The organism is Mycobacterium sp. NTMscope_Eco_3 (assembly GCF_976985685.1).
This window is the reverse complement of sequence record NZ_CDRJYZ010000001.1, coordinates 4,619,714-4,644,741: the sequence shown is the minus strand read 5'-3', so window position 1 is coordinate 4,644,741 and position 25,028 is coordinate 4,619,714. Positions and strand designations below refer to the sequence as shown.

Annotated in this window: 23 protein-coding genes and 1 tRNA gene; 14 read left to right on the top strand and 10 right to left on the bottom strand. The window is 69.4% G+C overall.

The window, feature by feature from the left end:
* Positions 1 to 11: 11 nt before the first annotated feature.
* The 6 genes from AC0KTM_RS21475 to AC0KTM_RS21450 all read left to right on the top strand — a co-directional run bounded on the left by AC0KTM_RS21475 (position 12) and on the right by AC0KTM_RS21450 (position 6,853).
* Entirely contained in the window at positions 12 to 1,616 is a 1,605-nt protein-coding gene (locus AC0KTM_RS21475; protein ID WP_238956890.1) for an amidohydrolase, read from the top strand.
* Between the two features lie 50 nt (positions 1,617 to 1,666).
* Positions 1,667 to 2,584 carry an o-succinylbenzoate synthase gene (locus AC0KTM_RS21470; RefSeq protein ID WP_425326359.1) on the top strand — a complete coding sequence of 306 codons (918 nt, stop codon included), beginning with the start codon at positions 1,667 to 1,669 and terminating at the stop codon, positions 2,582 to 2,584.
* Complete coding sequence (locus AC0KTM_RS21465; RefSeq protein ID WP_225329429.1) at positions 2,581 to 3,366, top strand: alpha/beta fold hydrolase; 786 nt, start codon at positions 2,581 to 2,583, stop codon at positions 3,364 to 3,366. The genes AC0KTM_RS21470 and AC0KTM_RS21465 overlap by 4 nt, the downstream gene beginning before the upstream one ends.
* Before the next feature lie 95 nt (positions 3,367 to 3,461).
* Entirely contained in the window at positions 3,462 to 5,111 is a 1,650-nt protein-coding gene (gene menD / locus AC0KTM_RS21460; protein WP_238956888.1) for a 2-succinyl-5-enolpyruvyl-6-hydroxy-3-cyclohexene-1-carboxylic-acid synthase, read from the top strand.
* 11 nt (positions 5,112 to 5,122) lie between these two features.
* Positions 5,123 to 5,647: a DUF3592 domain-containing protein gene (locus AC0KTM_RS21455; RefSeq protein ID WP_225329427.1), complete on the top strand. Its 525-nt coding sequence runs from the start codon at positions 5,123 to 5,125 to the stop codon at positions 5,645 to 5,647.
* Positions 5,648 to 5,698: 51 nt separating this feature from the next.
* The gene (locus AC0KTM_RS21450; RefSeq protein ID WP_225329426.1) at positions 5,699 to 6,853 is read left to right on the top strand and encodes a glycosyltransferase family 4 protein; all 1,155 of its coding nucleotides are present in this window, start codon (positions 5,699 to 5,701) and stop codon (positions 6,851 to 6,853) included.
* Positions 6,854 to 6,862: 9 nt separating this feature from the next.
* Here AC0KTM_RS21450 and AC0KTM_RS21445 read toward each other — a convergent pair whose 3' ends face one another.
* A complete protein-coding gene (locus tag AC0KTM_RS21445) occupies positions 6,863 to 7,687 on the bottom strand; it encodes an SDR family oxidoreductase (RefSeq protein ID WP_238956887.1) in 825 nt (274 codons plus the stop codon).
* A gap of 55 nt (positions 7,688 to 7,742) precedes the next feature.
* Between AC0KTM_RS21445 and AC0KTM_RS21440 the strand changes: the two genes are divergently transcribed.
* Positions 7,743 to 8,435 (top strand): demethylmenaquinone methyltransferase, encoded by a 693-nt coding sequence (locus AC0KTM_RS21440; protein ID WP_225329424.1) that lies wholly within the window; start codon positions 7,743 to 7,745, stop codon positions 8,433 to 8,435.
* Positions 8,436 to 8,443: 8 nt separating this feature from the next.
* Here the strand turns inward: AC0KTM_RS21440 and AC0KTM_RS21435 are convergent, their stop codons facing one another.
* Positions 8,444 to 8,857 (bottom strand): DUF732 domain-containing protein, encoded by a 414-nt coding sequence (locus AC0KTM_RS21435; RefSeq protein WP_225329423.1) that lies wholly within the window; start codon positions 8,855 to 8,857, stop codon positions 8,444 to 8,446.
* A 110-nt stretch (positions 8,858 to 8,967) separates the two neighbouring features.
* Positions 8,968 to 10,215: a menaquinone reductase gene (gene menJ, locus AC0KTM_RS21430; protein WP_238956886.1), complete on the bottom strand. Its 1,248-nt coding sequence runs from the start codon at positions 10,213 to 10,215 to the stop codon at positions 8,968 to 8,970.
* A 22-nt stretch (positions 10,216 to 10,237) separates the two neighbouring features.
* On the opposite strand from menJ, the gene grcC1 reads away from it, so the two are divergent.
* The 3 genes from grcC1 (at position 10,238) to AC0KTM_RS21415 (ending at position 12,545) form a co-directional block, all read left to right on the top strand.
* Positions 10,238 to 11,254 carry a nonaprenyl/(2E,6E)-farnesyl/geranylgeranyl diphosphat synthase gene (gene grcC1 / locus AC0KTM_RS21425; RefSeq protein WP_225329422.1) on the top strand — a complete coding sequence of 339 codons (1,017 nt, stop codon included), beginning with the start codon at positions 10,238 to 10,240 and terminating at the stop codon, positions 11,252 to 11,254.
* Positions 11,255 to 11,338: 84 nt separating this feature from the next.
* Entirely contained in the window at positions 11,339 to 12,202 is an 864-nt protein-coding gene (htpX, locus tag AC0KTM_RS21420) for a zinc metalloprotease HtpX (protein ID WP_225329421.1), read from the top strand.
* An 82-nt stretch (positions 12,203 to 12,284) separates the two neighbouring features.
* Positions 12,285 to 12,545, top strand: a complete 261-nt coding sequence (locus AC0KTM_RS21415; protein WP_225329420.1) for a helix-turn-helix transcriptional regulator — start codon at positions 12,285 to 12,287, stop codon at positions 12,543 to 12,545.
* A gap of 30 nt (positions 12,546 to 12,575) precedes the next feature.
* Here AC0KTM_RS21415 and AC0KTM_RS21410 read toward each other — a convergent pair whose 3' ends face one another.
* The 4 genes from AC0KTM_RS21410 to AC0KTM_RS21395 form a co-directional block, all read right to left on the bottom strand.
* Positions 12,576 to 14,114, bottom strand: a complete 1,539-nt coding sequence (locus AC0KTM_RS21410) for a SulP family inorganic anion transporter (protein ID WP_225329419.1) — start codon at positions 14,112 to 14,114, stop codon at positions 12,576 to 12,578.
* 245 nt (positions 14,115 to 14,359) lie between these two features.
* Positions 14,360 to 15,385 (bottom strand): NAD(P)H-dependent glycerol-3-phosphate dehydrogenase, encoded by a 1,026-nt coding sequence (locus tag AC0KTM_RS21405; protein ID WP_225329418.1) that lies wholly within the window; start codon positions 15,383 to 15,385, stop codon positions 14,360 to 14,362.
* A gap of 59 nt (positions 15,386 to 15,444) precedes the next feature.
* Positions 15,445 to 16,956: a flavin-containing monooxygenase gene (locus AC0KTM_RS21400; protein WP_472416624.1), complete on the bottom strand. Its 1,512-nt coding sequence runs from the start codon at positions 16,954 to 16,956 to the stop codon at positions 15,445 to 15,447.
* Between the two features lie 141 nt (positions 16,957 to 17,097).
* Entirely contained in the window at positions 17,098 to 17,589 is a 492-nt protein-coding gene (locus AC0KTM_RS21395; RefSeq protein ID WP_472416622.1) for a YajQ family cyclic di-GMP-binding protein, read from the bottom strand.
* Between the two features lie 69 nt (positions 17,590 to 17,658).
* Between AC0KTM_RS21395 and AC0KTM_RS21390 the strand changes: the two genes are divergently transcribed.
* Positions 17,659 to 17,742, top strand: a tRNA-Tyr gene (locus AC0KTM_RS21390).
* 204 nt (positions 17,743 to 17,946) lie between these two features.
* Positions 17,947 to 18,153 (top strand): hypothetical protein, encoded by a 207-nt coding sequence (locus AC0KTM_RS21385; RefSeq protein ID WP_225329415.1) that lies wholly within the window; start codon positions 17,947 to 17,949, stop codon positions 18,151 to 18,153.
* Positions 18,154 to 18,244: 91 nt separating this feature from the next.
* On the opposite strand, the gene AC0KTM_RS21380 is transcribed toward AC0KTM_RS21385, so the two are convergent.
* Entirely contained in the window at positions 18,245 to 20,230 is a 1,986-nt protein-coding gene (locus AC0KTM_RS21380) for a molybdopterin-containing oxidoreductase family protein (protein ID WP_472416620.1), read from the bottom strand.
* A gap of 129 nt (positions 20,231 to 20,359) precedes the next feature.
* On the opposite strand from AC0KTM_RS21380, the gene AC0KTM_RS21375 reads away from it, so the two are divergent.
* Entirely contained in the window at positions 20,360 to 21,577 is a 1,218-nt protein-coding gene (locus AC0KTM_RS21375) for an NRAMP family divalent metal transporter (protein WP_472416618.1), read from the top strand.
* Between the two features lie 11 nt (positions 21,578 to 21,588).
* Here AC0KTM_RS21375 and AC0KTM_RS21370 read toward each other — a convergent pair whose 3' ends face one another.
* Both AC0KTM_RS21370 and AC0KTM_RS21365 read right to left on the bottom strand, forming a co-directional pair.
* Positions 21,589 to 22,908, bottom strand: coding sequence for a hypothetical protein (locus tag AC0KTM_RS21370; RefSeq protein ID WP_472416616.1), 1,320 nt, complete (start codon positions 22,906 to 22,908; stop codon positions 21,589 to 21,591).
* Positions 22,909 to 23,163: 255 nt separating this feature from the next.
* Complete coding sequence (locus tag AC0KTM_RS21365; protein ID WP_225329411.1) at positions 23,164 to 24,051, bottom strand: NYN domain-containing protein; 888 nt, start codon at positions 24,049 to 24,051, stop codon at positions 23,164 to 23,166.
* A gap of 109 nt (positions 24,052 to 24,160) precedes the next feature.
* Between AC0KTM_RS21365 and AC0KTM_RS21360 the strand changes: the two genes are divergently transcribed.
* Positions 24,161 to 25,024, top strand: coding sequence for an alpha/beta fold hydrolase (locus AC0KTM_RS21360; protein ID WP_225329410.1), 864 nt, complete (start codon positions 24,161 to 24,163; stop codon positions 25,022 to 25,024).
* Positions 25,025 to 25,028 lie beyond the last annotated feature (4 nt).

The following is a 25,028-nucleotide window of genomic DNA, read 5'->3' as shown; positions in this document are numbered from 1 at the left end:
GATCGCTCCCCATGGGGCAGGCAGATCTCGTCGTGACCGGAACCATCCTGACCGTCGACGAGGCCCGGCCCACCGCCGAGGCGCTCGCGGTGGCCGACGGCCGGATCGTCGCCGTCGGGACTCGTGCCGAGGTCGCCGACGCCATCGGGCCCGACACCGAGACCGTCGACGTCGGTGACGGCTGCGTCATGCCGGGATTCGTTGAGGCCCACGGCCATCCGCTGATGGAGGCGGTCGCGTTGTCGGACCGTCTGGTCGACATCCGACCGGTCACCATGCGCGGCGCCGACGACGTCGTCGCCGCGGTGCGCTCCGAGGTCGCGCGGCGCGGATCCGACGGCGCCTACCTCAACGGCTGGGATCCGCTGCTGCAGAACGGTCTTCCGGAACCGACGCTGAGCTGGCTCGACGGCATCGCGCCCGACGGCCCGCTGGTGATCATGCACAACTCCGGGCACAAGGCGTATTTCAATTCGACCGCCGCCCAGCTGCACGGACTGAACCGCGACACCCCGGACCCCAAGGGCGCCAAGTATGGCCGCGACGCCAACGGTGAACTCGACGGCACGGCCGAGGAGACCGGCGCGGTGTTCCCGCTGCTGGGCGGGGTCATCGACTTCGCCGACTACCCGCGGATGCTGCTCGCCGAGTGTGCCCGGCTCAACCGCGCCGGGCTGACCACCTGTTCGGAGATGGCGTTCGACCCCGGGTTCCGGCCACTGGTCGAAGAGTTACGCGCGCGGCTGACGGTGCGGCTGCGGACCTACGAGATCTCCAACCCGCAGATGTCCACCGACGCCACCCCAGGGCAGGGCGACGACATGCTCCGCCAGGTCGGCATCAAGATCTGGGTCGACGGCTCGCCCTGGATCGGCAACATCGACCTCTCGTTCCCCTACCTGGACACCGAGGCCACCCGCATCATCGGCGTCGCACCGGGTTCGTGCGGCTGCGCCAACTACACGAAAGAGCAGCTGCACGAGATCGTCGGCGCCTACTTCCCGCTCGGCTGGCCGATGGCCTGCCACGTGCAGGGCGACGCCGGCGTCGACACCATCCTCGACGTCTACGAGGAGGCCCTGCAACGCCATCCGCGCGACGATCACCGGCTGCGGCTCGAGCACGTCGGCGCCATCCGGCCCGAGCAGCTGCGGCGCGCCCACGACCTCGGCGTCACCTGCAGCATCTTCGTCGACCAGATCCACTACTGGGGCGACGTCATCGTCGACGGCCTGTTCGGCGAGGAGCGCGGAACCCGTTGGATGCCAGCGGGATCCGCGGTGGCCACCGGGATGCGGATCTCGCTGCACAACGACCCGCCGGTCACGCCCGAGGAGCCGCTGCGCAACATCAGCGTGGCCGTGACCCGGACGGCGCCCAGCGGCCGGGTGCTCGGGCCCGAGGAGCGGCTGACGGTCGAGCAGGCCATCCGCGCCCAGACCATCGACGCCGCGTGGCAGCTGTTCTCCGACGACGTGATCGGCTCGCTGGAGGTCGGCAAGTACGCCGACCTGGTCGTGCTCTCGGCCGACCCGCGCATGGTGCCGCCCGAGCGCATCGCCGACCTCGACGTGCGGGCGACGTATCTGGCGGGCCGCCAGGTCTACAGCGCGTGAGGCCGCCCCTCGAGGATCTGCTGGACCGCCTGCACGTGGTGGCGCTGCCCATGCGGGTGCGGTTCCGCGGAATCACCACCCGCGAAGTCGCGCTGATCGAGGGCCCGGCCGGTTGGGGGGAGTTCGGGGCTTTCCTCGAATACCAGCCGCCCGAGGCCGCGCACTGGCTGGCCTCCGGCATCGAGGCCGCCTACCGGCAGCCGCCGCCGGTACGACGGGAGCGCATCCCGATCAACGCCACGGTGCCGGCCGTGCCGGCCGCGCAGGTGGGCGAGGTGCTGGCCCGCTTTCCCGGCGCCGGGACGGCCAAGGTGAAGGTCGCCGAGCCCGGCCAGACGCTGGCCGACGACGTCGCCCGGGTCAACGCGGTGCGCGACCTGGTGGCGACCGTGCGGGTGGACGCCAACGGCGGCTGGAGCGTCGAGCAGGCGGCCGAGGCGGCTGGAGCGTTGACCGCCGACGGCCCGCTGGAGTACCTCGAACAGCCCTGCGCGACGGTCGGCGAACTCGCCGAGCTGCGGCGCCGCGTCGACGTGCCGATCGCCGCCGACGAAAGCATCCGCAAGGCCGACGACCCGCTGGCCGTGGTCCGCGCCGGCGCCGCCGACATCGCGGTGCTCAAAGTCGCTCCGCTGGGCGGGATTTCGGCCATGCTCGCCATCGCCGACCAGATCGACATCCCCGTCGTGGTCTCCAGCGCGCTGGACTCCGCGGTCGGGATCGCCGCCGGGCTGACCGCCGCCGCGGCCCTGCCGCGGCTGCGGCACGCCTGCGGGCTGGGCACCGGCGGGCTGTTCGTCGAGGACGTCGCCGAGACCGCCGCACCCGTCGACGGGAACCTGGCCGTCGGCCCGGTGACGCCGGATCCGGCGCGGCTGCGCACGCTGGCGGCACCGCCCGAGCGGCGGCAGTGGTGGATCGACCGGGTCAAGGCGTGCCATCGGCTGCTTGTACCGTCGTCCGGGTGATCAACCTGGCTTACGACGACCGCGGCTCCGGTGAGCCCGTGGTCTTTATCGCCGGCCACGGCGGCGCCGGACGGACCTGGCACCCCTATCAAGTCCCCGCTTTCCTGGCGGCCGGATACCGCGTCATCACCTTCGACAACCGCGGGATCGGCGCCACGGAGAACGCCGAGGGCTTCTCGACGCAAACCATGGTCGCCGACACCGTGGCGCTGATCGAAGGGCTGAACGCGGCCCCCGCCCGCATCGTCGGAATGTCGATGGGCGCCTTCATCACCCAGGAACTCATGCTCACCCGGCCCGATCTGGTGAGCGCGGCGGTCCTGATGGGCACCCGCGGCCGCATGGACCGTGCGCGACAGTTCTTCCGCGACGCCGAGGCCGAGCTGTCCGACGCCGGCGTCGCACTGCCGGCCGCCTACGAGGCGAAAATCCGCCTGCTGGAAAACTTTTCCCGCAAGACGCTCAACGACGACACCGCGGTCGCCGACTGGATCGCCATGTTTTCCACCTGGCCCGTCAAGTCCACCCCGGGCATGCGCGCCCAGCTGGATGTCGCGCCCTACACCAGCCGGTTGTCGGCCTACCGCAGCATCGCGACGCCGGTGCTGGTGATCGGCTTCTCCGACGACGTCCTGACGCCGCCGTATCTGGGCCGGGAGGTCGCCGACGCGCTGCCCAACGGCCGCTACATGCAAATACCCGACACCGGGCACCTCGGGTTCTTCGAACGGCCCGACGCCGTCAACGCCGCCATGCTCAAGTTCTTCGCCGAGCCCCGCTAGCAGCCCAGCGTCGACTTGTTGCGCGAGATCACGGCGATCCGCCGCAACCACTCCACGCTCGGCGTGCGATCGGCGGGCTGTGACACCCTGTAGGAGTGAACCCCTCGACGACTCAGGCTCGCGTCGTCGTTGACGAGCTGATTCGCGGCGGTGTCCGCGACGTGGTGCTGTGCCCGGGTTCGCGCAACGCCCCGCTCGCCTTCGCGCTGCAGGACGCCGACCGGTCCGGCCGGATCCGCCTGCACGTCCGCATCGACGAGCGCACCGCCGGCTACCTGGCCATCGGCCTGGCGATCGCCGCCGGCGCGCCGGTGTGCGTCGCCATGACGTCCGGCACCGCCGTCGCCAACCTGGGCCCGGCCGTGGTGGAGGCCAACTATGCCCGGGTCCCGCTGATCGTGCTGTCGGCCAACCGGCCCTACGAACTGCTGGGCACCGGGGCCAACCAGACCATGGAGCAGCTGGGCTACTTCGGCACCCAGGTCCGCGCCACCATCAGCCTCGGCCTCGCCGAGGACGCCCCCGAACGGCTGGACGCGCACAACGCCACCTGGCGCTCGGCCACCTGCCGGGTCCTGGCGGCCGCCACCGGGTCTCGCACCGCCAACGCCGGCCCCGTCCAGTTCGACATCCCCCTGCGCGAACCCCTGGTGCCGGATCCCGAACCGCGCGGCGCGGTGATGCCGCAGGGCCGCCCGGGCGGGCGGCCGTGGACCTACACCCCGCCGGTCAGCTTCGACCAGCCGCTCGAAATCGACCTCACGCCCGACACGGTCGTCATCGCCGGCCACGGCGCCGGCGCCCACCCCGCCCTCGCCGAGCTGCCCACCGTGGCCGAACCGACCGCTCCGCCGCCGGAGAACCCGCTGCACCCGCTGGCGCTTCCGTTGCTGCGGCCCAAGCAGGTGATCATGCTCGGCCGCCCCACCCTGCACCGCCCGGTGTCGGCGCTACTGGCCGACCCCCTGGTGCCGGTGTACGCGCTGACCACCGGCCCCCGCTGGCCCGACGTCTCGGGAAACTCGCAGGCCACGGGCACGCGGGCGGTCACCACCGGGGCGCCGAACCCGGCGTGGCTGCACCGCTGCGCGGAGACGAACCGGCACGCCAACGACGCGGTGCGCGGCCAGCTCGCGGCGCACCCCCTGACCACCGGCCTGCACGTCGCGGCGGCGGTGGCCGACGCGCTGCGGCCCGGCGACCAGCTGGTGCTCGGGGCGTCCAACCCGGTCCGCGACGCGGCGCTGGTCGGCCTGGACACCCACGGCATCCGGGTGCGCTCCAACCGCGGGGTCGCCGGCATCGACGGCACCGTCTCCACCGCGATCGGGGCGGCGCTCGCCCACGAACGCGAGGGCGACCCGGACAGCCCGGCGCGGACCGTCGCGCTGATCGGCGATCTGACCTTCGTGCACGACAGCTCCGGGCTGCTGATCGGCCCCACCGAACCCACCCCACGCCACCTGACCATCGTGGTCTCCAACGACAACGGCGGCGGCATCTTCGAACTGCTCGAGCAGGGCGACCCGCGGTTCTCCGACGTGTCGTCGCGGGTGTTCGGAACACCGCACGACGTCGACGTGGGGGCGTTGTGCCGCGCGTATCACGTGGAGAGCCGGCAGATCGAGGTCGACGAATTGCACGCCGCGCTCGACGAACCCGGCGCCGGGATGCGGGTGCTGGAAGTCAAGGCGGACCGCTCCTCGCTGCGGCAGCTGCACGCCGCCATCAAGGCGGCGCTGTGAGGCGCGCATAGATGGCGAGATCCCCAAAGGTTCTGCTGCACATACTGATTCACGGACGCAGTGACGAACCTCCGAAAACCCGTGCCAAGGTCGCGTTGCGGTGGGCCCGGATCGCGGTGCTGATCGTCGCCGGCCTGGTCACGCTGCAGTCGGTGCTTCTGGTGGCCGGCGCGTGGCGCAACGACCTGGCGATCAGCCACAACATGGGCGTCGCGCAGGCGGAGGTGCTCAGCGCCGGGCCGCGCCGCTCCACCATCGAATTCGTCACCCCCGAGCGGGTCACCTACCGTCCCGAACTCGGTGTGCTCTACCCGTCCCACCTGGCCACCGGGATGCGGATCTACGTGGAGTACAACAAGAACGACCCCAACCTGGTCCGCGTGCAGCATCGCAACGCCGGCCTGGCGATCATCCCGGCCGGATCGATCGCGGTGGTGGGCTGGCTGGGGGCGGCGGCGCTGCTGGCGCTGCTGGCGCTGCTGGACAAGTGGCTGGATCGCCGCGCCGCAAGCGCCGAACCTGCAAATTTCGCGTGACGGATGCCCGCAGGCAACCTTGTCGACAGGCGGCGCTGACACGGTGGTGAGGTGCGCGTTGCCATCGTCGCGGAATCTTTCCTGCCGGAAGTCAACGGTGTCAGCAACTCGGTGATCCGGGTGCTCGAGCACCTGCGCCGCACGGGCCACGAGGCCCTCGTCATCGCCCCCGACACGCCTCCCGGCGAACCCCGGGCGGAGCGCATCCACGACGGCATCCGCGTCCACCGGGTGCCGTCACGCATGTTCCCGAAGGTGACCACGCTGCCGCTGGGCGTGCCGACACCCCGGCTGGTGAGCGTCCTGCGCGGATTCGACCCGCACGTCGTGCATCTGGCGTCGCCGGCGCTGCTGGGTTATGGCGGGGTGCGCGCGGCGCGGTGGCTGCGGGTGCCGACGGTCGCGGTGTACCAAACCGACGTCCCGGGTTTCGCGGCGAGCTATGGCATCCCGATGACTGCACGGGCCGCGTGGGCGTGGTTCCGGCACCTGCACGGCCTCGCCGACCGCACCCTTGCCCCGTCCAGCGTGACGATGGAAGCGCTTGTCGCCCACCGCTTCCCGCGGGTACACCGGTGGGCGCGCGGCGTCGACGTGCTGCGGTTCGCGCCGTCGGCGCGCGACGAGGCGCTGCGGCGACGGTGGTCGCCGCACGGCAAGCCCGTCGTCGGGTTCGTGGGCCGGCTCGCGCCCGAGAAGCATGTCGAGCGGCTCGCCGGGCTGGCCGCCGGCGGCGCGGTCCAGCTCGTCATCGTGGGCGACGGCGTCGACCGCGCCAAGCTGCAATCGGCAATGCCGACAGCGGTTTTCACGGGTGCGCTCTACGGCGACGAGCTCGCCGCGGCGTACGCCAGCATGGACGTGTTCGTGCATCCCGGTGAGCACGAGACGTTTTGTCAGGTCGTGCAAGAAGCGCTGGCGTCGGGGTTGCCGGTCATCGCCCCCGACGCCGGCGGCCCACGCGACCTCGTTACACCCTGGCGGACGGGTCTGCTGTTGGGGGTCAACGAGTTCGAGGCGCGGCTGCCCGAGGCCGTCGCGCACCTGATCGCCGAACGGGCGCGCTACGCGCCGGCCGCCCGGCGCAGCGTGGTCGGCCGCAGCTGGCCGGTCATCTGCGACGAGCTGCTCGGCCACTACGAGGCCGTGCTCTCGCCGTTCGAGCGGCGCCGGTTGTTCGCGCGGCGGTACGCGCAGGGGGAGTGACCGGCGCGATCAGCCCTGCGCCAGCTCGGCGACCGGCTGCCATTCCTCCCAATTACGAAGCCGGCTCTCGTAGTCGGCCTTGGCCGTCTCCAGGGGGGAGGATCCGAAAAAGACGCGCAGCGGCGGCTTTTCGGCGTCGACCACCTTCAGTAGCGCGGCCGCCGAGGCGGCCGGGTCACCTGGGCTGGCCCACCGCCGGCTGCGTTCGGCATCAACGGCGGCGCGAATGTCGTCATAGGGCGGCAGCGGCTCGGCGTGCCTGGCCGAGGGGCCGGCCCAGTCGGTGTCGAAGCCGCCCGGCTCGATCAGCGTGACGTGCACGCCGAACGGGGCGACCTCCTGGGCCAGCGCCTGTGAAAAGCCTTCCAGCGCCCACTTCGACGCGTGGTAGATGCCGACCAACGGGAACGCGGTGATGCCCCCGATCGAGGACACCTGGATGATGTGGCCGCTGCCCTGCTCGCGCAGGTAGGGCAGCGCGGCCTGGGTGATCCACAGCGCGCCAAAGACATTGGTCTCCAACTGGTCGCGGGCGTCCCGCTCGGAGAGTTCCTCGACGAACCCGAACTGCCCGTAGCCCGCGTTGTTCACCACGATGTCGAGCCGACCGAAGTGGTCGTGCGCCTGCTTGACCGCCGCAAAGTCCGCGTCGCGGTCGGTGACGTCCAGACGAATCGGCAACAGCGCGTCGCCGTACTTGCGCGCCAGGTCGTCCAGCGACGCCGTATCGCGCGCCGTGGCGGCAACCCTGTCGCCCCGCTCCAGCGCCGCGATCGCCCACGCCCGTCCGAAACCGCGCGATGTACCGGTGATAAACCACACTTTGTCAGTCACGCAGAGTTGCAACGCTACTGTCGCCGCGTAATTCCCAAGGGGTACCGTCCGTGTGGTGAGCCGCGCCGAGTTGGACAAGGACCCCCGCGACGTCGCGTCGATGTTCGACGGCGTCGCCCGGCGCTACGACCTGACCAACACCGTGCTGTCGATGGGCCAGGACCGGTACTGGCGCAAGGCCACCCGGGCGGCGCTGGAGATCGGGCCGGGCCAGCGGGTGCTGGACCTCGCCGCGGGCACCGCGGTATCGACCGTTGAGCTGAAGAAATCCGGGGCATGGTGTGTGGCCGCCGACTTCTCGGTCGGCATGCTGGCCGCGGGGGCGGCCCGCGATGTGCCGAAGGTCGCCGGCGACGCCACCAGGCTGCCGTTCGCCGACGACGTATTCGATGCTGTCACAATCAGTTTCGGGTTGCGCAACGTCGTCGACACCCAGGCCGCGCTGCGCGAGATGGCGCGCGTCACGCGTCCGGGCGGCCGGCTGGTGGTGTGCGAGTTCTCCACGCCCACCAACGGTCCGTTCGCAACCGTCTACAAGGAGTACCTGATGCGGGCGCTGCCGCGGGTGGCGCGGGCGGTGTCGAGCAACCCCGAGGCCTACGTGTACCTGGCGGAGTCGATCAGGGCGTGGCCCGATCAGGAGGGATTGGCGCAGCAGCTGACCCAGGCCGGCTGGGTGGGGGTGCGGTGGCGCAACCTGACGGGCGGCATCGTCGCCCTGCACGCGGGGTACCTGCCCCCGCGCTAGAGGCGGTGCTAGTGATTGCCCGCCGCTTGGACGACGTCGACGTGCTCCGGGCAGTAGTGGTCGACCGCCGCGCCGAGGAACTGCAGCGACTGGCCCTCGGTGGTGCCGCGCGGCAGGTTGCGCTGGATGAACGTCGCGGACTGGTGCGCGTCGTGGTCGACGCCGTGATCAATCCGATCGCAGGTGATCTTGCCCAGCCACGCCAGCTGGTCCTGCGGCTGGTAGATGCCGAAGCCGTTGACGGTGTTCTTGAACGGCGCGTCGTAGTCGCTCGGGGGCGACGGCGTCCGCGGGGTCGGGTACGGCGCCGTCGGCGGCGGATCCGCCTGCGCCGGCGCGGAGAGCTGCGCCGGCGCGCCCAGCGTGAAAGCAGCAACGGCAGCGGCAGCGGCACCGATAGTAGCCAGCATCGTTCCCTTCATTAGCTGGACTATACACGCCCGGTTCCCGGCGCGCCGACAAACGGCGAGCGCCGATCGAGCGCCCCAGCAGCGCCGCCGTGCCCGCCGACCAGCGGCGATGCGGCCGCCGCTCAGCTGAACGGTGTGCGGCGGTCGATCAGCCGCGACAGCCGGCCACCGCCGCGCCAGGCGCGCGCCACCCAGTCCGCGTCCTCGTCGGTGACCAGGTTGGCCATCACCCTCACGGCGATGGTCATCAGCGCCGTCGAGCGCATCGCGAGCGGCCCGGTCGCGGGCAGGAACCGCTGAAAGGTCAGCAGCAGCGCCAGCCGGCGCGCCACCGAGAAGCCACGACCGTAGTGCTGCCGCAGCAGGGACGGCCACACCTGCGACAGGTCGCGGCCATCCAGCAGCGCGAGCATTTCAGAGGCCAGCCGGCCCGTCTCCAGTCCGTAGTCGATGCCTTCGCCGTTGAGCGGGTTCACGCACGCCGCGGCATCGCCGATCAGCATCCAGTTGGCGCCGGCCACCCCGGACACCGCGCCGCCCATCGGCAGCAGCGCCGACGACACCGCCCGGGGCGGGCCGACAAAGCCCCACTCGTCGCGGCGCAGGTCGGTGTAGTAATCGATCAGCGGCCGCAGCGCCAGATCCGCGGGCCGCTTCGACGTCGACAAGGCCCCGACGCCGATGTTCACCTCGCCGTTGCCGAGCGGGAAAATCCAGCCGTAGCCGGGCAGCACTTTGTCCTTGGGGCCGTCGGGTCCGCGCAGTTCCAGATGCGAGGTCAGCCAGGGATCATCGGCGCGCGGCGTGCTCAGATACCCCCGGGCGGCGACGCCGTACACCGTCTCCTGGTGCCACCGTCGGCCCAGCTTGCGCCCCAGCGACGACCGGGCGCCGTCGGCCACGATCAACTGGCGGCACCCGACCTCGGTGCCGTCGGCCAGTGTCACCGAGGTCACCCGGCCGGATGAGTCATGTTGCACGCCAACGGCTTTGGTTCCGAGCAGCATCCGCGCCCCGGAGTCCTCGGCGACTTTGCGGATCCGGTCGTCCAGCTCGACGCGGGCCACCGCGCTGCCGGTCGACGGGAAGGACGGGCCGGGCCAGTCGATTTCCAGCTCGCCGCCGAACCCGCTCATCCGCAGCCCCCGGTGCCGGATGCGGGTGTCCAGCCAGTCCCCGAGCCCCAGGCGCTCCAGCTCGGCGACCGCGCGCGGGGTCAGCCCGTCGCCGCAGGCCTTGTCGCGGGGAAAGCTCGCCGAATCGATGACCAGGACCTCGTTGCCCGCGCGCGCGGCCCACGCCGCCGCCGCCGAACCGGCGGGTCCGGCGCCGACGACCACCACGTGGGCTCGGGTCGCTCCCGTCTTCATGCACACCAGTATGTTTGGTCCCGTGAATACTCCGGCGACGGTGGTGGCGGGCGTTGATCTCGGTGACGCGGCCTTCGCGGCGACGGTGCGCGACGGTGTCGGGCGGATCGAGCAGCTCATGGACACCGAGTTGCGCAGCGCCGACGAGATCATGACCGAGTCGCTGACCCACCTGTTCAAGGCCGGCGGCAAGCGGTTCCGGCCGCTGTTCACCGTGCTGTCGGCACAGCTCGGGCCCCATCCCGACGCCGCGGACGTGACGATCGCCGGCGCTGTGATCGAACTGGTGCACCTGGCCACGCTGTATCACGACGACGTGATGGACGAGGCCGAGGTGCGCCGCGGCACCCCCACCGCGAACGTGCGCTGGGGCAACAACGTCGCGATCCTCGCCGGCGACTATCTGTTCGCCACCGCGTCGCGGCTGGTCTCCCGGCTGGGGCCCGAGGCGGTGCGGCTCATCGCCGAGACGTTCGCCCAGCTGGTCACCGGGCAGATGCGCGAGACCCGCGGCCTGACCGGGGCGGCCGAAGGGGCGGACCCGATCGAGCACTACCTGAAGGTGGTGTACGAGAAGACCGCGTGCCTGATCGCCGCGGCGGGCCGGTTCGGCGCGATGTTCTCGGGCGCCGACGCCGACCAGGTGGAGCGGCTGAGCCGCCTCGGCGGCATCGTGGGCACCGCCTTCCAGATTTCCGACGACATCATCGACATCGACAGCGACTCCCACGAGTCCGGCAAACTGCCCGGCACCGACGTGCGCGAGGGCGTGCACACCCTGCCGATGGTTTACGCGCTGCGCGAACCCGGTCCCGACGCGGCGCGGCTGCGCGAGCTGCTGGTCGGGCCCATCGACGACGACGAGGCGGTGGCCGAGGCGCTGGCGCTGCTGCGGGCGTCGCCGGGCATGGCCAAGGCCAAGCGGTCGCTGCAGGATTACGCGGCGCAGGCACACCAGGAGCTGGCGCTGCTGCCCGACGTGGCCGGCCGGCGCGCGCTGCAGACGCTGGTCGACTACACCATCAGCCGGCACGGCTAGCGCGTCGCGGAACTCCCCGGGCCGTCTCGGGCGTTCAATAGTCGACAATGAACGAGTGCTCCGGAATGTCCTAGGAGGACATCGATGACCTGGCATCCGCATGCCAACAGGTTCAAGACCTTCGCCCTGTTGGTCGGCATGTCCGCGTTGATCGTGTTCGTGGGCTCGCTGTTCGGCAAGACCGCGATGTTCCTCGCGGTGCTGTTCGCCATCGGCATGAACGTCTACACGTACTACAACAGCGACAAACTGGCGCTGCGGGCCATGCATGCGCAGCCGGTCTCCGAGCTGCAGGCGCCGGCGATGTACCGGATCGTCCGCGAGCTGGCCACGGCCGCACACCAGCCGATGCCCCGGCTGTACATCAGCGACACCAACGCGCCCAACGCGTTTGCGACCGGCCGCAACCCGCGCAACGCCGCGGTGTGTTGCACCACCGGCATTTTGGACATCCTCACCGAGCGCGAGCTGCGTGCCGTGCTGGGACACGAACTTTCGCACGTCTACAACCGCGACATCCTGATCTCGTGCGTCGCCGGCGCGATGGCGTCGGTCATCACCGCGCTCGCCAACATGGCGATGTTCGCCGGCATGTTCGGCGGTAACAACCGCGATGGCGAAAATCCCTTTGCGCTGCTGCTGGTTTCGTTGCTGGGCCCGATCGCGGCGACGGTCGTGCGCCTGGCGGTGTCCCGGTCGCGCGAATACCAGGCGGACGAATCGGGCGCGGTGTTGACCGGTGACCCGCTGGCGCTGGCGTCGGCCCTGCGCAAGATCTCCGGCGGGGTCCAGGCGGCCCCGCTGCCGCCCGAGCCCCAGCTTGCCAGTCAGGCACACCTGATGATCGCCAGCCCATTTCGGGCCGGCGAGCGGATCGGGTCGCTGTTTTCGACGCACCCCCCGATCGAGGACCGCATCCGCCGGCTCGAGCAGATGGCCGGGCGGTAGCAAACGGCGGCGCAACGCCGCGTGCACACCGCCCGAACCGCACGTAACATCGGATGTAGCTGTAGTCCTTGGGCTGCCGTTAATGAAAGCGGTGATTGCGATGTCGGACTCTCATTCGATCGATATTCACGAAGCCGGGCTGGCGCTGAACCTGCCCGACCTGATTTTCGAAACACGTGCCGGTGCCGATATGAACCAGGACCAACTGGCGCAGGCACTCGGCACCACCCGGGCGGAGGTCGCCGCGTGGGAGAGCGGGGACGAGGTCCCGCGCGTGGACGTGCTGCAGCGCCTGGCGGAGGTGTGCGGCAAGCGGCTGCACATCAGGATCGACGTCGACTGACCGACCCTGCGCGGACGGCGCCCGGCGCAATTACGCGGCGGCCCCGGGGCTTTGGGCCTCGACCATCGGTGGCGGCGTGTCGCGCCGACCCGTCTCGACCCCACCCCGGATGTGAACCGTCCCGCCCGTCGCCTCGTGCTGGCGCTGCCAATCGGTAATCGCTTGGTGCGCAGCGTGATCGAGGTAGTGCACCGAGATGACCACCGTCGCCGTCGCGCCCTGCGGAACCGACGTCAGCATCCGCGTCAGTCGCGGGAGCGCCAGGAAGGTGCAGGCCGCACCCTCGATGACCACCCGCCATTCGTCGTCGACCGCCTCGGCCTCGATCTTGGCCCGGATCACCCGCCATCCGGTCAGCGCGATGGCCAGTGCCAGCCCGATGAGCACGCCGTGCAGCAGGTTGAGAAAGATGACGCTCACGGCCGTCACCACGTACACCGCGAGATCGCCGTGCTTCGTTGCGGTTTCGATGTGGGCCGGCTTCAGCAGCTGCATGCCGATGACGATGAGCAGGCCGGCGAGCGCGGCGGTGGGGATCTCTTCGACCAGGCCGGCGAACGGGATGGTGAACAGCAGGATCCAGACACCGTGCATGATCGAGGACGCCCGGGATTTGGCGCCCGCGTTGACATTTGTGGAGCTGCGGACGATGACCCCGGTGATCGGCAGCCCGCCGACCGTCCCCGAGATGATGTTGGCGGCGCCCTGCCCCACCAGCTCGCGGTTGAAGTCGGTGCGTGGCCCGTTGTGCATCCGGTCGACCGACACCGCTGACAGCAGGCTCTCGACGCTGGCGATGAGCGCGACGGTGATCACCCCGACGGCGAACGCGCCCCAGTTGCCGTGGGGAAGGTCGGGCAGCCGCAGCGCGTCCAGCGGTGACCCCTCGAGGTCGATCCGGCGCACGTGAAACGGGAAGATCACCGAGATCACCGTGACCGCCACGATGGCGACCAGGGGACCCGGAACGCGGCGCGCCGTGGCGGGCACCCACCGCCAGGCGACCAGGATGACGATGACCAGTACGCCCAGGATCACGCCGGGCCGGTGCGCACCGACGATCTGCCCCGGCAGGCCGATCAGGTTGTGCCAGGCCGTGCTCTTGGACTTTCCGCCCAGCAACACGTGCGCCTGCTGCAGGGCGATCGTGATGCCGATGCCGGCCAGCATGGCGTGCACGACGACCGGCGAAATCGCCAGCGCGGCGCGCGCCACGCGGCTGAGCCCCAGCAGGACCTGCAGGGTTCCGGCGGCGACGGTGATCAAACACGTGATGCCCCAACCGAACTCGGAAACGAGGCCGGCGACGATGACGGTCAGCCCGGCCGCGGGGCCGCTGACTTGCAGCGGTGACCCACCCAGGCTGCCGACGACGATGCCCCCGACGATCGCGGCGATCAGCCCGGCGAGCACCGGGGCGCCCGAAGCGATCGCGATCCCCAGCGACAGCGGGAGCGCGACCAGGAAGACCACCAGCGAGGAGGGCAGGTCATGCCGGATGATGCCGCGCAACCGGTCGGCGCGGGACGCGGTGGGGGCCCGATCGACCGCCCGTTCAATGTCTTGCATCGGTCCCGTCCCTCGTCGGAAGTTTGCGGGGGATGTTCCGATATCGGCCCCATCCTGCGGTCGGTTACGTCTTCGTAACCTGTTGGCGTGCAGCAGATTACAACCGGATGACCCGCAGGATCGCACCCGGAAAACCACTGACTACCTGGTCTGACGGTATTTTGCTGGCAAACAGGGGTCAAGCCGACGTGACCGGCCCATAGAGAACGCAAAGATTTGAATTTGGCCAGCCGGGCGCGCCCAGCTCAGAAGCCCGCGCCGTGCACCTCGTGGCCGGGCACCTCGGCGATCAGGCCGCGGTAGGCCTCCTCGACCGACGAGCCGTGGTTGATCACGGCGTCGACTTCGCGGGCGATCGGCATGGTGAGGCCGAACTCGTTGGCAAACTCCATGATCACGCTGGCGGCCTTGACCCCCTCGGCGACCTGGTTCATCGAGGCGATGATCTCGTCGATCGGCTTGCCCGCCCCCAGCTGTTCACCGACGTGACGGTTGCGGCTGCGCTGGCTGGTACAGGTGACGATCAGGTCGCCCAGCCCAGCCAGCCCCGGGAAGGTGTCGGGCTGCCCGCCCACCGCGACGCCGAGTTTGGTCATTTCCCGCAACGCGCGGGCGATCACCAGCGCGCGCGTGTTTTCGCCGATGCCCAGCGAATACCCCATGCCGACGGCGATGGCGAACACGTTCTTCAGGGCCCCCGCCATCTCCGCGCCGATGACGTCGTCGGTCGTGTACACGCGGAAGCGCCGGGTGCGGAACAGTCCGGACAGCCGCGTCGCCAGATGCTGGTCGGGCATGGCCAGCACCGCGGCGGCGGCGTAACCCTCGGCCACCTCGCGCGCGATGTTCGGCCCGGCCAGGATGCCCGCGGGGTGTCCCGGCAGCACCTCCTCGACGATCTGGGACATCCGCATGTTGGTGCCCTGCTCGAGCCCTTTGACCAGCGACACCACCGGCACCCACGGCCGCAGCTCCCTGGCCAGCTCGGTGAGCACCCCGCGGAAGCCGTGCGAGGGCACGCCCATGACGACGACGTCGGCCGAGTTCGCCGCCTCGGCGAAGTCGGTGGTGGCGCGCAGGGTGTCGCTGAGCATGACGTCGTTGCCGAGGTAGCGGCTGTTGCGGTGGTTCTCGTTGATGTCGGCGGCGGTCTCCTCGGAGCGCACCCACTGCAGCGTCGGCCCGCGGCGCGCGCAGATTGAGGCCACGGTGGTGCCCCAGGAACCGCCACCGAGGACAACGACTCTGGGTTCGCGCTTCTCAGATGCCATGGCGATCAGCGTATTGCGGACATCTGCGATTGAGAAGCAGTTCACGAACTCCGGTGCGGCTAGCCGGCCAGCGCGGTGCGGTCGGCGACGCGGCCGAACACCATGGCCTCTTCGATGCGGTCGAAGCGGTAGTCGATGGCGTCGGCGAGATAGTTCTGCCGCACGTTCCACGGCCGCTTGGTGCCCGACTTGGGCAGCGCGTGCACCGAGCGCAGCACGTAGCCGGCGTTGATGTCCCACGACGGCTTCTCGGTCATCGGCTCGTTGCCGCGGTGCGGGGCGGCGCGCGTGTAGCCGTGAGAGGCCATGTGCTCCATGAGTTTTGCCGTCGCCCGGGCGGTGATGTCGGCCCGCAGCGTCCACGACGCGTTGGTGTAGCCCACACACCAGAACAGGTTGGGCACGTCCTCGAGCATGTGCGCTTTGTAGACGAAGCGGTCGCTGGTCTTGATCTCGTTGCCGTCCAGGCTGATCGTCGCCCCGCCGAGCGCCTGCAGCTGCAGGCCGGTGGCGGTGACGATGACGTCGGCGTCGAGGTGCCCGCCGGATTTGAGCGCGATGCCGGTCGCGTCGAAATGGTCGATGTGGTCGGTGACCACGTCGGCGCGTCCGGCGCTGATGGCCTCGTAGAGGTCGGCGTCGGGGATCAGGCACATCCGCTGGTCCCACGGGTTGTATCGCGGCTTGAAGTGGACGTCGACGTCGTAGCCTGCCGGCAGGCTGTTGATCGCCTTGCGCCGCAGCAGCCACCGCACGAACCCCGGCGCCTTGCGGGACAACGCGAAGAACACCGCCTCGGTGAGTGCGCTGTACATGCGGATGACGAGATGAGCGGGCCTGCGCGGCAGCACTTTTCGAGCGACGGCGGCCACCGTGCCGTACTTGGACGCCGAGATGAGATAGGTGGGCGAGCGCTGCAACATGGTCACCCGGGCGGCGCGGTCCGACAGCGACGGCAGCAGCGTCACCGCGGTCGCGCCGCTGCCGATCACCACCACCTTCTTCCCGGTGTAATCCAGGTCCTCGGGCCAGTGCTGGGGGTGCACCACCGTGCCCTTGAACTCCTCGATGCCCGGGAACTCGGGGGTGTAGCCCTCGTCGTAGTTGTAGTAGCCGCTGCCGAAGAACAGGAAGCGACCGCGGTAGAGCCTGCGCTCCCCGTCCTGCTCGACGGTGACCGTCCACGTGTCGGTCGCCGAGTCCCAGTCCGCCGAGCGCACGTGGGTGTTGAACCGGATGTGGCGGTCGATGCCGTACTTGCGCGCGGTGGCGGCCAGGTACTCGCGGATGTGCACGCCGTCAGCCACGCCCTCTTCGCGGGTCCACGGCTCGAACGGGAAGGACAGCGTGAAGATGCTGCTGTCCGAGCGCACCCCGGGGTAGCGGAACAGGTCCCACGTCCCGCCGATCTGCGCGCGCCGCTCCAGCACGGTGTACGTCAGCTGGGGATTGCGTTCGCTGATCCGGTAGGCCGCGTCGATGCCGGAGATGCCGGCGCCGACGATGATGACGTCGGAGTAGTCGGCCTCGGTCGCGCCGTGGCCGGCGGCCTCCTGGGGAGTCACGGTCATCGTGAACCTCGCTCAAATTGTGGGACTCGTCACTAGCGTAGAGACCCACCGGTTGGTCGGGCTAGTAACGACCGCGAGCGTAACGTCACCGCGAAAAAACGCGTGGGAAATCGCCGTGCCGTTACGGTCGCGCCCCGGGGGTTACCGGTAGTTGACGAACTGCAGCGCCACGTCCAGGTCGGCCTGCTTGAGCAGCGCTTGAACGGCCTGCAGATCGTCACGCTTTTTGCTGCTGACGCGGATCTCGTCGCCCTGGATCTGGGTCTTGACGGACTTGGGGCCGTCGTCGCGGATCAGCTTGGTGATCTTCTTGGCGTTCTCGCTGCTGATGCCCTGCTTGAGGGTCCCGCCGACCTTGTAGGTCTTGCCCGAGGCCTGCGGCTCGCCGGCGTCGAAGGCCTTCATGGAGATGTCGCGGCGGATCAGCTTCTCGTTGAAGACGTCGACGGCCGCCTTGACGCGTTCCTCGGTGGACGACGTCAGCTCGATAGCCTCGTCGCCCTTCCAGGCGATCGTCGTGTCGGTGCCGCGGAAGTCGAACCGGGTGGCCAGCTCCTTGGCGGCCTGGTTGAGCGCGTTGTCGACCTCCTGGCGATCCACTTTGCTGACGATGTCGAACGATGAGTCCGCCATGCATTCCGTCCCTTCATCCGGTGATAGGCGTTTGTGCTTTGTCTACTCGCTCGTTGTAACCTGTCTGGCGGCAGGTTGCCCGAGCGGCCAATGGGAGCGGACTGTAAATCCGTCGCGAAAGCTTCACAGGTTCGAATCCTGTACCTGCCACCAAGGCTTTTCCTGGTCGAGGCGCGTTGCTTCGGTCCGGTCCGGGATGCCCGCCTCCTCACTCCGCCGGTTGCTGGGTCGGATCGTTGCCCGTTGTGCGACACGTGCGCAATTTCTACGAGAACTGTTGTAACAATTCGGTGAAGCCCGGTTCGCGGGCATTTCCGGGGGGAACTCCTCCAGCACAGCGTCACCAGGGGGGCGAGCATGACCATTTCTCCCGATACCCTCGCCGCGCTCCGCGACTGTCGCACCGCGCTCGCCGCCGCCCGCCAATCGATCCTGTCGGCCGCGACCGGGCTGTCCGGTGTCCGCCAGGCTCGCGCGACCCAGCTGGCCGAGCGGCTGGCCGATGACATCAGTTTCGCTGACCGCCTCTGGTTCGTCGTGCAGGGCGACGCGGGCGCCACGTAGCTGGCGCCCGAAAAAGCAGGCACCCTCTCGGTTCGACTCCTCCAACCCATCGACCGGGAGGGTGTCCTTTGCCCTACGGGGAGTGCGCGTTTCAGGCCGGATGCAAGCTGACGGGTATCCCCGAGTAGCGCACCATGCCGGTCACCACGTCGATGTCGTCCTTGCTGGTCAGGTGGTTGACGTTGGCGACGTGGTGGCCGTGCGGGATCGACACCGCCCCACGGCGAATGGAGTCGTCGACTTTCGCGATGCCGGTCAGTTCGCCGTTCGCGCTGCGGACCGTCACCTTCTGCCCGTTGGCGACTCCCGCATCGGCGCCGTCCTGGGGATGGATGAGGATCTCGGGGGCCTCGCCGAGAAAATCGAGCTGCCCGTTGAGCTTTCGGCGCTGCCGGCGCGGCACCATCACCAGCGGCGCGGGCGGTTCCAGGGCCGCGAGCTGGTCCACCAGCAGCGGTGGCGCCAGCCGCCAGCCGCCCATCCGCGCGACGTGCTCGTCGACCCACGGCGCCGGCAGCTCGCGCGGGGCCTCGGCCCACCCCACGGCCGCCACCTCGTCGAAACCCGTTCGGGCGCCGGCCAATAGGACGGCGAGCACGTCGTCGTCGGTGCTGGTCTCGGGGTCCCCGAGATTGCCGAGCTCGTAGCCGAGCCGGCGGCCGAGTTCGGCGAACACCCACCACATCGAGCGCCGTTCGCCGACCGGCTCGACGACGGCCGGGCTGTATTGGACGGACACATGCGAACTCAGGATGTCGTGGATGGTGATGTCGGGGCGTTCCAACGGATCTTTGGTGGGCAGGACGTGGGTGGCCAGCTCGGTGGTCTCGTTGTTGATGATCTCGGTGGTGGCGAACAGCTCGAGCTGCTGCAGGGCGGGCACCAGCTTGCCGGTCTCCGGGAAGCTGGTGACCAGGCTGCCGCCGACGTTGATCAGGGCGCGGATGTTGCCGGCGGCGATCTCGTCGGGCAGCGCCGCGCAGGGCCACTCGTTGATGAACGCCCGCGCCTCGGGGCGGCTGCGCGGTCCCGGGCCGAAGGATCCCTCGATCGGTGTGACGGGCAAAAACTCGCCGAAAGTCTCGAGCTGGTACGCGAATCCGGGATGAAACCACGTCCCGCCGGGCCGGTTCATCGCGCCGGTGAGGATCATCAGCACCCACGCGAGCCACTGCGTGACGTTGGCGCGCTCGGCGGTCATCGTGACACCGGTGCCCGTTTCGACCGCGACGCACTTGGCGGCGCGCACCCCGGCGCACAACCGGGACAGATCGGCTTCGGCGACATCGGCGAGCTTCGCGGTGTGTTCGAGCGTGAACGGCTCGACCGCGAGCGCCAGCTCGTCGATGCCCTGCACGGGGACGTCGGATTTCATTCCGTCGCGCAGGATCTCGCGCACCAGATAGGCGAGCACCGCGTGGTCGGTGCTGGGGCGCGGTGCCAGATGGCCGGTCGCCAGCCGGGCGGTCTCGGTGCGGCGCGGATCGATCACCCACACCTGCCCGCGCCGCGCGATCTCGCGCACCGTGCCGGTGGGATTGGGCATCGAGATCGCATGCCCGTGCGACACAACGGGATTGACGCCGACGAGCATCAGGAAGTCGGCGTTGTCCAGGTCGGTCCGGCCGGAGAGCCCCATGAATCCGCCGACCAGATCCGAGACCAGGGGTTTGGCGGTGCCGTCGATGGTCAGCGGGCTGAACTTGGCCGGGGTGCCGATCGCGGCGTGCAGGGCCTCGGCCATGCGGAAGCCGGCGCTTTCCATGGTGGAGAAGTAGAACGCGACCGACTCGGGCCCATGCCGGTCGATGATGTCCTTCAGCCGCGTGCCCAGGTCGTCCAGGCAAGCGTCCCAGGTGGTGTCGCACAGCCGGCCGTCCACCCGCATCCTGGGGCGCTCGAGCCGGTCGGGGTGGTGGTGCAGCAGCGGCAGGGCCCGGCCCTTGGGGCAGGTGTAGCCGCGCGAGAAGGGATGGTCCTGATCGCCGCGCACGCGGATCACCTCGTCGCCGTCGACGTCGACGAGGATGCCGCAGACGGAGGTGCAGACGCGGCAGAAGCTACGCACCGTTTGCATACCTCGGAAACGTACTCTCGCAATTCGAGAAGGCCTATCGCATTTTCGAGAATGGCAGCGCATTTTTGGCCAATGGCGCTCTCCGGCCAAACGCCCCTGGTAAGGCGACCCTTAGCTAGGATCCCACGGGTGGCCGATACGACCACGCACCCGGTGGCGGACGAATTCGAGGATCGGCCGTCGGTACCGCTGCGTACGCGCGGCCGCTGGCTGCGGTGGGTCGCAATCCGGCGCGGCTACCGGATGGTGCTGCCGCAGCTGATCCTGATGCCCGTGCTCTACGTCGTGCAGGAAATGACCGTGCGACTGGGCATCGTCACCGGGCGCGGCCACGGCTCGCTGACCCGGGAGCGGTTCGGTCGCGGCTGGGCGTGGCTGTCGGCGTTCACCTTGTTCGCCTCGGCGATCGGGGCGTTGCTGACGGAGTTCGCCGGGGTGGCCGGGGTGGGTGAACTGTTCGGCGTCTCGCGGTGGGTGAGCATTCCGGTCGCGACCGTCGCGCTGCTGGCGCTGGCCCTGACCGGCAGCTACCGGCGCGTCGAGCGCATCGGCCTGGTCGTCGGCGCGGCCGAACTGGCGTTCCTGGTGGCGATGGTCATGGCCCGGCCCGACCCGAAAGCACTCGTGGACGGCCTGTCGTCGATGCCGCTGGGCAACTCGTCATACCTGCTTCTGGTCGCGGCCAACGTCGGCGCGGTCATCATGCCGTGGATGATCTTCTACCAGCAGGGCGCGGTGGTCGATAAGCGCTTGTCGGAGAACACGATTCGGCAGGCCCGTTACGACACCGCCTTCGGAGCGGTGCTGACGCAGCTGATCATGATCGCGGTGGTGGTCACCATGGCCTCCACGATTGGAAAACACGGCGGCGGCGCGGAACTGGAGACCGTCGGCCAGATCGCCCAGTCACTCACCCCCTACCTCGGCCGTGTGGGCGGCACGGTGCTGTTCGGCCTGGGCATGCTCGGCGCGGCACTGGTGGCCGCGATCGTCGCCTCGCTCGCGGGCGCGTGGGGACTCTCGGAGGTGTTCGGCTGGAAACACACGCTCAACGAGCGGCCCAACCGCGCCACCGCCAAGTTCTACATCACGTACTCGCTGGCCCACATCGTGGGCGCGGTGCTGGTGCTGGCCAGCGTCGATTTGGTCAATCTGGCCGTGGACGTCGAGGTCATGAACGCGTTGCTGCTGCCGATCGTGCTGGGCCTGTTGCTGGCGCTGGAAGCCCGGGCGCTGCCCGAGCAGTGGCGCATGCGCGGGCTGCACAAATACGTCACCCGCGCGCTGTGCTTCGTGACCATCGGCTTCGGCCTGTACATGGTTCCGCAGGCGCTCGGCTGGTTCTGAGCACGCCGAACTCAGAACCAGGGCCCGGGGTAGTGGCCGTCCCGGTCTTGCACCATGACGATCTCCTTGCACTCGCCGTTGGACGACGGTGCGGTCTCGCCGCGGCACACCAGCGTCCACCCGGATATCCGCTCGAAGGGGCGTGTCGACCAGCCGGACGAGACGGGATCCGTTGCGGGCAGGGCGATTACCGAGAACGTCCCGCCGGTGCCGGTGAGGTACAGGTGGTCTTCGAAGAACGCCAGCCTCGAAATCGACAGCTTCTTGGCGTCGTCCCGGCTCTTGAGGAAGTCCCACTCTTGGCTGCGCAGGTTCCATACTCCGAAGCCGAACGAGGAATCGTCCGAATTGTGCCCGTCGACAAACAGTTTCCCGTCGGACAAGACCGCGTTCAGCCCCCCGCCGGAAATCCGATCCGAATCGCCGATCCTGATCAGGGACTTGGCGTTGAGGTCGTAGAACATCGTCGACACCGCCGGGGGGTTGTGCGAATCCCGGCTGGTGAGCTTCACCAGTTTGTCGGGGCCGTCGCGCAATTCGGCGTCCACGGATTGCACGTCGTTGTCCTGATAGATCGCCTCCCCGTTGGGGCGGCGCAGCTCGGCTCCCGAGGACTTGGCAGGCTCGGTGTTGCGTTGAAACGCAAGGACGTCCTGCCATACCCGGGCGGGCTGGGGGTCGTCCCACACCATCGACAGATCGGCGCCGGACAGGACCACGGTCCGCGGCGGCGACGCGGCGGCGTGCCCGTCGGTGAAGGCGTTCACCCACGCCACGCCCGAGGCGGTCGGGGCCAGTCCCCATTCCTTCGGCGCGGTCAACGTCAGGCCGGGCCTCGGCGGCTGGAGTTCTTTGGTGGCGACCTGCCGGCCCGACGACCGGTCGTAGGAATACGCGGTGGTCCTTGAGGTTTCGGGTGCCGGGGCCCGGGCCGGCGCGACGGTCGTGACGACGTAGACGACCTTCAAGTCGGCGTCGGCGCCGGTCAGCGCGCACATGGCGCCGGTGAGGTTCTCCCCGGCGGGGATCGTGGGGATGGCCGGCGCGACGTACTGCCCCGTCTTCGGGTCGAAGATCTTCGGCCGGATGTCGTCGAGCGCGGATTTGCCGGCCGAAAAAGTCTGCGGGCAACCGAAATACGCCGTGCCGTCGTAGGTTTTCCAGTCCTTTTCCAGCGGGCCCGTGATCGGGGCGGGTCCCGCACGGGTGCTGGTCTTCGACGCCGCCGTCGGCGAGGTGGGGGTCAGCGGGGGCGCCGACACGGTTTCCGAACAGGACGGCAGGGCCAGGCAGGCGACCGCCGCGACCGCCGGGCCCCAGGTTGCACGCATCGAAAACCCCCGTGAAGTTCGTGTAACCCCAGGAGCGTAAAGCCGGCCCGACGCCACCGCGACTTGGCGGCGGTGTGAAGCCCTGGCGTTCGGTGTGAAACTACGGCTTTCGCTGTGAAGCCACGGTGGCCGCGCTCGGCGTGTCGTCGCCCTGGGCGCACAGTCAACGCCGTGGATTCACACGCGAATCCCTGAGCGCACACTCGACGCCCGGAGCGTCTGAGCATCGGCTGCCGCGACGCGGGGCGGCGCCGCTCAGTCCTGCGCGCGCAGCCGCACCATCCGCGTCGTCGACGTCTCGTCCAGCTCGACCACGTCGGAGCGCGAACGCAGGAAATCGCTAAATGACCGGAAACCCAAAGACTTTTCGCTGAACGACGGATCCATGCGCCGCATCTGGGCCTTCACCGCGGAGTTGTGCAGCCAGTCGACGTCGTCTTTCTCCAGGCCGATCTGCAGCGCGCGCGTCAGCAGCGCGGTGGCGGCGGCTTGCGCGTCGGGCGGCTCCGGCTCCTCGGCCTGCGCCGCCTTGGTGCGCCCGCCGCGCCGCTTCGGCGGGTCGGCGCCGGCGAGCGCCGGCTCGCGGTCGAGGGCGGGGACCCCCGGCAACGCGTCGTACACCACGAACTCCTCGCACGCGGCCGCCAGCGCCCGGCTCGACGCGCCGGCCACCCCGATGCCCACCACGTACCGGCCCAGCCTCTTGCAGCGCTGGGCCAGCGGGATGTAGTCGGAGTCGCCGGCCACGATCACCACGTGGGTCAGGTCGGGCAGCCGGAACATGTCCTCGACGGCGTCGACGGCCAGCCGGATGTCGGCGCCGTTTTTGCCGTAGGCCGCCGCAGGAAACAGCTGCACCAGGTCGACCGCGCGGGCCACCAGCTGGCCGCGGTACCCGGCGTTGATGTCCGCCGACCAGTCCGCGTAGGCGCGGGTGAGGACCAGGGTGCCGAACGACGACGCGAAGTCGAGGATGGCTCCGACGTCGACCGTCGCCCGCTCCAACCGATCGGAATGCTGCTCGAGGCCCTTGGCCTTGTCCTTCTGAAACGAATTCCGCCCGTGAATCTGGTCGTACCGCGAGATCACGATGTTGTCGAAGTCGAGGTAGACGGCCACGCGGGCTGCAACCGGTTCGGTCATGCACTAGATCATTGCCGAGTCGTCCCGCACAGGCCGCGTCGCACGCGTTTTTCGTCACGATTTGGCTCGACTCTGCGATGAACGGGACCGGAGCGGGTAGACCTGTGCGATGAAGTTCCTGGACCTGCACGGTGATCGCGTCGCCTATCGGGACGAGGGTGACGGCGAAGTGTTGCTGCTGATCCACGGCATGGCGGGGAGTTCGGAGACCTGGCGATCCGTGATACCGCGGCTGTCGAAGAAGTTCCGGATCGTCGCGCCCGACCTGCTGGGCCACGGCCAGTCCGCGAAGCCCCGCACCGACTACTCGCTGGGCGCGTTTGCGGTCTGGCTTCGTGATTTCCTCGACGAACTCGGTGTCAGCCAGGCCACCGTGGTCGGACATTCGCTCGGCGGCGGTGTCGCCATGCAGTTCGTCTATCAGCATCCCGACTACGCCGAGCGGTTGATCCTGATCAGCAGCGGCGGCCTCGGTCCCGACGTGGGATGGGTGCTGCGGCTGCTCTCGGCCCCCGGGGCGGAGCTGGTGTTGCCGATCATCGCGCCCACGCCCGTCCTGTCCGTCGGCAACAAGCTCAGGTCCTTGCTGAGAAGCGCCGGCATCCAGTCGCCGCGCGGGGCCGAGATGTGGAGCGCCTACTCGTCGTTGTCCGATGGCCAGACGCGGCAGTCGTTCCTGCGAACGCTGAGGTCGGTGGTCGACTACCGGGGCCAGGCGGTCAGCGCGCTCAACAGACTCTCGCTGCGTGAGGACTTGCCGGTCATGGCGATCTGGGGGGAGCGCGACGGCATCATTCCCGTCGATCACGCGTACGCCGCGCACGAGGCTCGTACCGACGCCAGGCTCGAAATCCTGCCCGACGTCGGTCATTTCGCGCAGGTGGAGGCGCCGGACCAGGTGGTGGAGCTGATCGAGGACTTCATCGCCACGGGCGAGCGCCGCGACACCGAAAGTCGGCAGCCGAGCGTGTGATCGG

Excerpts from the sequence above, each read along its gene's own strand:
- AC0KTM_RS21370 (WP_472416616.1), bottom strand. The coding sequence starts at position 22,908 with ATGCGTGCAACCTGGGGCCCGGCGGTCGCGGCGGTCGCCTGCCTGGCC.
- AC0KTM_RS21405 (WP_225329418.1), bottom strand. The coding sequence starts at position 15,385 with ATGGCATCTGAGAAGCGCGAACCCAGAGTCGTTGTCCTCGGTGGCGGT.
- htpX (WP_225329421.1), top strand. The coding sequence starts at position 11,339 with ATGACCTGGCATCCGCATGCCAACAGGTTCAAGACCTTCGCCCTGTTG.
- AC0KTM_RS21385 (WP_225329415.1), top strand. The coding sequence starts at position 17,947 with ATGACCATTTCTCCCGATACCCTCGCCGCGCTCCGCGACTGTCGCACC.
- AC0KTM_RS21365 (WP_225329411.1), bottom strand. The coding sequence starts at position 24,051 with ATGACCGAACCGGTTGCAGCCCGCGTGGCCGTCTACCTCGACTTCGAC.
- AC0KTM_RS21410 (WP_225329419.1), bottom strand. The coding sequence starts at position 14,114 with ATGCAAGACATTGAACGGGCGGTCGATCGGGCCCCCACCGCGTCCCGC.
- AC0KTM_RS21415 (WP_225329420.1), top strand. The coding sequence starts at position 12,285 with ATGAAAGCGGTGATTGCGATGTCGGACTCTCATTCGATCGATATTCAC.
- AC0KTM_RS21475 (WP_238956890.1), top strand. The coding sequence starts at position 12 with ATGGGGCAGGCAGATCTCGTCGTGACCGGAACCATCCTGACCGTCGAC.
- AC0KTM_RS21360 (WP_225329410.1), top strand. The coding sequence starts at position 24,161 with ATGAAGTTCCTGGACCTGCACGGTGATCGCGTCGCCTATCGGGACGAG.
- AC0KTM_RS21470 (WP_425326359.1), top strand. The coding sequence starts at position 1,667 with ATGCGGGTGCGGTTCCGCGGAATCACCACCCGCGAAGTCGCGCTGATC.
- AC0KTM_RS21435 (WP_225329423.1), bottom strand. The coding sequence starts at position 8,857 with ATGAAGGGAACGATGCTGGCTACTATCGGTGCCGCTGCCGCTGCCGTT.
- menJ (WP_238956886.1), bottom strand. The coding sequence starts at position 10,215 with ATGAAGACGGGAGCGACCCGAGCCCACGTGGTGGTCGTCGGCGCCGGA.
- AC0KTM_RS21400 (WP_472416624.1), bottom strand. The coding sequence starts at position 16,956 with ATGACCGTGACTCCCCAGGAGGCCGCCGGCCACGGCGCGACCGAGGCC.
- AC0KTM_RS21455 (WP_225329427.1), top strand. The coding sequence starts at position 5,123 with ATGGCGAGATCCCCAAAGGTTCTGCTGCACATACTGATTCACGGACGC.
- AC0KTM_RS21380 (WP_472416620.1), bottom strand. The coding sequence starts at position 20,230 with ATGCAAACGGTGCGTAGCTTCTGCCGCGTCTGCACCTCCGTCTGCGGC.
- AC0KTM_RS21395 (WP_472416622.1), bottom strand. The coding sequence starts at position 17,589 with ATGGCGGACTCATCGTTCGACATCGTCAGCAAAGTGGATCGCCAGGAG.